This is a genomic window from uncultured Campylobacter sp., from assembly GCF_937997405.1.
Classification (GTDB): Bacteria; Campylobacterota; Campylobacteria; order Campylobacterales; family Campylobacteraceae; genus Campylobacter_B.
The window spans coordinates 1-5,291 of record NZ_CALKTL010000106.1; the positions used below are offsets into that span (position 1 = coordinate 1).

Below are 5,291 nucleotides of genomic sequence, written 5' to 3' on the forward strand. Positions count from 1 at the left end.
CGCTCTTCGATCAGCTCGTTATCACTGCGACGCCCGACTACCGAGACAGGAAAGCCGTTGGCGCCAAAAAAATTAGCTAGAATTTCCCAATTTCCAAAATGTGCGGTAAAAAATAAAATCCCGTGCGGATTATCACCTTTTAGCTTTCGGACGCGCTCTAGCGCCTGCTCGCCGTTTGAAATCAGATCATCAAATTTTAGTCTGCCGTTGTAAAATAAAAGCGTGTCGGTAAGCGTCCTAGCGATACTGCGAAAATTCTCGATCGCAAGAGAGTGAAGCTCACTTTCGCTTTTTTGTGGATAAGCGGCGCGAAGGTTATCCTGCGCGACTTTAACGCGCCTACTAAGCTTCCACGATGCAAAAAGTGCGAGCTTATCGAAAAATGCGAATATGAAGCTTTTCGGCGCGAATTTTGCAAATTTTATCAGACACAGCGCCAAAAAATATTGGATTTTTTCCTTCATAAAGACCTCGTTTTAAATGCGAGATTATATTGAATTTTGGCTAATTAGTAGCTAAAACGCTATTTGCCGAGGCAAAAATTGCTAAACATTTCGTCTAGAATTTCGTCTCGCTCAAATGGACGCGAAATACGTGCAATCGCCTCAATCGCGCGATTTATCTCAAATGCAAAAAGCTCAAGCTCGCCGCAAGCCAGGCGCTCGCTCGCGTTTTTAAGAGCCGCAAGCGCGCTCTCGCAAGATAGAATTTGCCGCTCGCTGCTTAGCATAAGGCCATCGAAATTTTGAGAATTTAAGTAGCTCTCAAGCGCGGTTAAAATTTTATCCACGCCCTCGTTTGCAGAAATTTCAAGTGGCGTAAAAATGGAATTTGCTTGGGTAGTTTGCCTAGCGGAATTTTTTGCAGAGCTACTAGGCGCGATGGAATTTGCAGAATTTTGTTTGGAATCATCCTGCGTGAAATTCTCCGCAGCACAGCTTGCAGTAACGCGCTCGGTATTTGGCGACACTAGTCCCGCTTTTGCGGCGGAATTCTGCCCCACCAGATTTATGGAATTCGCAAGAGCTATTTGGCTTGTAGGCGCGGAATTTGTGGAAGTAGAATTTTGCGCGTTTAAGTCACGCTTTAAATTTTTAGCTTTTAAATTCTGCGCGCAGGAATTTAAAGAAGCGTCGCAGGTATGACTTTGCTTTAAATTTTCGGCTGTGAAATTCTCTGATATGGGACTTTCAGCTGCGAAATTTTTTGCAGAAAAAGCCTCTAAATCCTCGTCAAGATCCTCCACGCTAGAATGAAATTTACGCGGCAAGTCACATTTATTTAAAACGTAGATGATTTTTTTGTCTTTTTGTTCGCGCAATATTTTTAGGATCTGCGCGTCTTCGGCGTCCCATTCGCGACTTGCGTCAAACACTGCCAAAATAACGTCTGCCTCGCTTGCAGCGCGAAGCGAATATGAAATGCCGATACTCTCGAGCTTTGAGCCGCTGTGTCTGATACCTGCAGTATCGACTATACGGATTAGATGAGTGCCTATCTGCAGGCTTTCTTCGATGAGATCGCGCGTAGTGCCCGCTTCGTCGCTCACGATAGCGCGCTCGAAATTTAAAAGCGCGTTTAGTATACTTGATTTGCCGACGTTGGGCCTGCCTACGATCGCCACCTTAAAGCCCTCGATTAGCCCTTTGCGACTGCGGCTGATGTGAGTGATTTTTTCTAGCGAAGCGATATTTTGGCTAAGCATTTCTTGCGAGTTTTGCAGCACATCAGAAGGCAGATCGTCCTCTGCGTAGTCGATGCAAACCTCGACAAAAGCTAGCGTCTTAACCAGAGCTGCGCGCAGATTTGCGACGAAGTCTGCCAGCTCGCCGCGCAGGTTTCTAGCTAAAATTTTAGCCGCACTTTGCGAGCGTGAATTTATAAGATCGCTTATGGCTTCGGCTTTACTAAGATCCATTTTACCGTTTAAAAACGCTCGTTTACTAAACTCGCCCGGATTTGCTATGCGTGCACCTAGAGCCAGCACGGCATCTAACGCCAAGGACGAAGCCGTAAAGCCGCCGTGGCTCTGCACTTCTACGACATCCTCGCCGGTAAAGCTATGCGGAGCCTTGAAATATATCAAAATCGCCTCGCCGAACGCTTCGCCGCTCGCGTCAAAAAGATTCACAAGCGTAGCATAGCGAGGTCGCAAAAAACTGCGATGTGAAAGGCTTAGAGCGATAGATAGCGCTTCCTCGCCTGAAATTCTAACTATGCAAATTCCGCCGATGCCGTGAGCCGTAGCGATAGCGGCGATAGTCTCGCTCACGATTAGCTTTTTTCGTCTACGATGACGATTTTGCCGCTACGCGTGGATTTGATGCCCACGAAACGATCTGGATACGCCTGCTTTAGCTTGTCGGCTACGATTTTGATAAATGCGCCGTCAAAAGCCTTCGTGACGATACGCTCATTTCCGGAGCGTTCCACGAGCGCATTTACATAAGAATCGATAAATCGTTCTTGATTTTGTAAAAATTCCGCGATTTCAAAAACTACGGCAAGATCATATCTGATGCTGATCCAGTTGTAAATCATATACGAGAGCGCCTTGTAGCGGTGCCCCTCTTTGCCTATCAAAAGCGCGCTATCCTCGCCTTGCAGCTTGATATAGACGGTATTTTCGTCGATTTTGCTAACATCGCTAACTTCGATATTAAACTCACTTGATCTAAAAAGTGCAGATAGCTTCTCTTTGATATCGGATAAAATTTCATCCGTCACAACGCCCTTTTGCTTTTCTTTGCGATGTTTAGAATGCGTGGTGCGCGGATTTTGCGGCTCTGATTTATCGCCCTGCTTTTTCTCTGCTTTGCCGGCTTTGCTTTGCGGGGCGCTAAATTCCGGATTTTCGCTAAATTTCTCCCCTTCCAAAACCGCTTCTATTACGGCATTTTTTTTAAAAAAGCCCAAAAATCCGCCGCTTGGATGCTGCAAGACGCGCACGTTAAGTTGCGTTACTGAGCATCCAAGCTCAGCTGCTGCTTTATTATATGCGTCTTTTAAATTTTCTGCTTCAATTATCATGATTTTTTCTCCGCTATTTGAGCTTGTTTATGCCTAGCAAAGGCTTTATTAATGACGTATTGCTGGATAATGGAGCAGAAATTATTTACCGTCCAGTATAGCGTAAGACCCGCCGGGAACATTACGAAAAATACCGTAAAAATGAGCGGCAAGAATTTCATCATCTTCTCTTGCATCGGATCGGTAAACGTAGTCGGCGTAATCTTTTGCTGCAAAAACATCAAAATTCCCATCGTAATTGGCAGGATGTAATATGGATCTTTAAGCGACAGATCGTGGATCCACAGCGCCCACTCCGCGCCCTTTAGCTCGATCGCATTAAGCAGCACGCGGTAGATCGCGAAAAATACCGGTATCTGAAGCAGGATCGGCAAGCAGCCGCCCATCGGATTGGCGCCGTTTTTCTTATACAGATCCATCATATGCATCTGCAGCTTTTGCTTATCATCCTTGTATTTTTCTTGAAGCTCTTTCATCTTGGGCGCCAGATCTTTTAGCTTATTCATCGATAGCATTCCCTTGTAGCTTAGCGGGAATAAGATTAGGCGGATAATGAGCGTAAGCACTACGATCGACCAGCCCCAGTTACCGATATAGCCGTGCAGCCAGTTTAGAAATTTAAACATCGGGCGGGCGATGAAGGTAAACCAGCCATATTCGATAATGTGCGTAAGAGCAGGATTTATCGAGCTTAGCGCCGCGTGATCTTTCGCACCGATATAGCCCGTAAGACTAAGATCGCCGTCCGAGCCTATGAAAACCTGCGAAATTTTATCTGCGTCAGTCACGATCACATTCAAGCTCTCTCCGTAAAATAGCGTCGTATAATAGCGATCGGAGCTCGCAGCGATATTTGCACCGCTTATTCGCTCGTTTTTATCCACGTCGCCATCTTTAAAAATTTCTACGCTTTCGTTTATAGCCTGCGAGCCTGTAAAAAATGAAGCGATTTTATCTGAAATTCCCGCTTCGCCAGGTTTTCCTACGATGACGCCGTGAACCGTATAGCTATCTACTTCTACGTTCGGGCGCGAGCCAGGGCTGATAAAATAACGCGCATTGCCGCTTAACTTCAGATCCAATTTATAACTACCATTTGGATAAAAGGTAAGAATTTTATTTATGCTAACGGCGCCTAAACTTTGACTTAACGTAACGCTAGCCTCTCCGTTTCGTACGTCCAGCTCGCTAGATGAAGCGCTGTAAGGAGTATCGAAAGCCATCGCATTCAACGCCGCGTCCTCGAAGCGCATCTCAAGCGGTTTAGAATGTGATTTAGGATCGATCAAATTTATCGCATCGCCGTTTTCGTCACGGAATTTAGCATCGTTTAGTATATACGAGCTTATGCGACCGAGCCCGTCGATCGTAAAATTTGCTTCTTTTCCGACTACGCGTACTAACGGTGCAAAGATGGAATTTGTGGTATTTAAATTCGCTCCCTGCGCGCTCACGCCAGCAGCGGTAGTTTGCGGAGCGGACTTGGCGGCATTTTTTTGCGCGATTTGCGCTGCGGTTGCGTTTGCCTCCATAGCGGCGCGAATTTTTGATAAATAAAAATGATCGTAAGCTACGAAAAATATGAGCGCAGTTGCTATTGCGATAGCAAGGCGCTTTGATTGAGGAAGTTTATCTAGCACTATTTTTCTCCTAGTCGTATGACGTAATATCTATTTTTTTTGTATGGTATAAACCAAAGCTTAAATTTATCCGCAGAGGCATTGTTGCTGCGGATTTTAGAAAATACACAAAATTTGAAATTTCGCGCGATTATAGGATAATCTATGCCACCGCTAAAGAGCGGATTGCACCTTAAAATTCTAGCCGCTACAGCGCAGAGCGCGCCCTGCATACGCAGCAGCGCGTGATCGAGAATCTGCAGTGCCATGACACGCTTCATATCCGACGTATCGCCGATCACCCAGCTGAGCGAAAGAAAGGCATTCTCTGCAAGCGGCTCCTCCGCGCCGATGGGATAGAAATGATCCTTGCGGACGCACGCCGGGAATGCAGACTGACGATCAATGCGCGACGGCACGGGAATGCGGTCAAAATGCGAGAGGTAGGCACGGTCGAGATACGCCAGCTTCTCCTCGATGTCGAGATTTCCATAGAGATAGATATAGCTGTTGGACGGATGATAATAGCGCGCATGAAACGCGAGGAACTGCTCCTGCGTCAGCGCGGGAATCGCCTCGGGATCGCCGCCCGACTCATAGCCGTATGTCGTATCGGGATAGAGTGCCGCCATGATGCGGCTG

At 46.5% G+C, this 5,291-nt stretch carries 4 protein-coding genes and 1 pseudogene; all 5 read right to left on the reverse strand.

The window, feature by feature from the left end:
- Positions 1-464: pseudogene (locus Q0372_RS05685) on the reverse strand (acyltransferase); the annotation flags it as partial.
- A gap of 59 nt (positions 465-523) precedes the next feature.
- Positions 524-2,272 (reverse strand): tRNA uridine-5-carboxymethylaminomethyl(34) synthesis GTPase MnmE, encoded by a 1,749-nt coding sequence (gene mnmE / locus Q0372_RS05690; protein ID WP_298103631.1) that lies wholly within the window; start codon positions 2,270-2,272, stop codon positions 524-526.
- 2 nt (positions 2,273-2,274) lie between these two features.
- Positions 2,275-3,030: a Jag N-terminal domain-containing protein gene (locus Q0372_RS05695; protein WP_298103634.1), complete on the reverse strand. Its 756-nt coding sequence runs from the start codon at positions 3,028-3,030 to the stop codon at positions 2,275-2,277.
- Complete coding sequence (gene yidC, locus Q0372_RS05700; RefSeq protein ID WP_298103637.1) at positions 3,027-4,670, reverse strand: membrane protein insertase YidC; 1,644 nt, start codon at positions 4,668-4,670, stop codon at positions 3,027-3,029. The genes Q0372_RS05695 and yidC overlap by 4 nt, the downstream gene beginning before the upstream one ends.
- Positions 4,670-5,291 (reverse strand): insulinase family protein (locus Q0372_RS05705; RefSeq protein ID WP_298103639.1); only part of this gene is annotated, 622 nt, incomplete at its 5' end. The genes Q0372_RS05705 and yidC, both read right to left, overlap by 1 nt.

Coding starts and splice junctions, on each gene's coding strand:
- Q0372_RS05695 (WP_298103634.1), bottom strand. CDS start 3,030: ATGATAATTGAAGCAGAAAATTTAAAAGACGCATATAATAAAGCAGCA.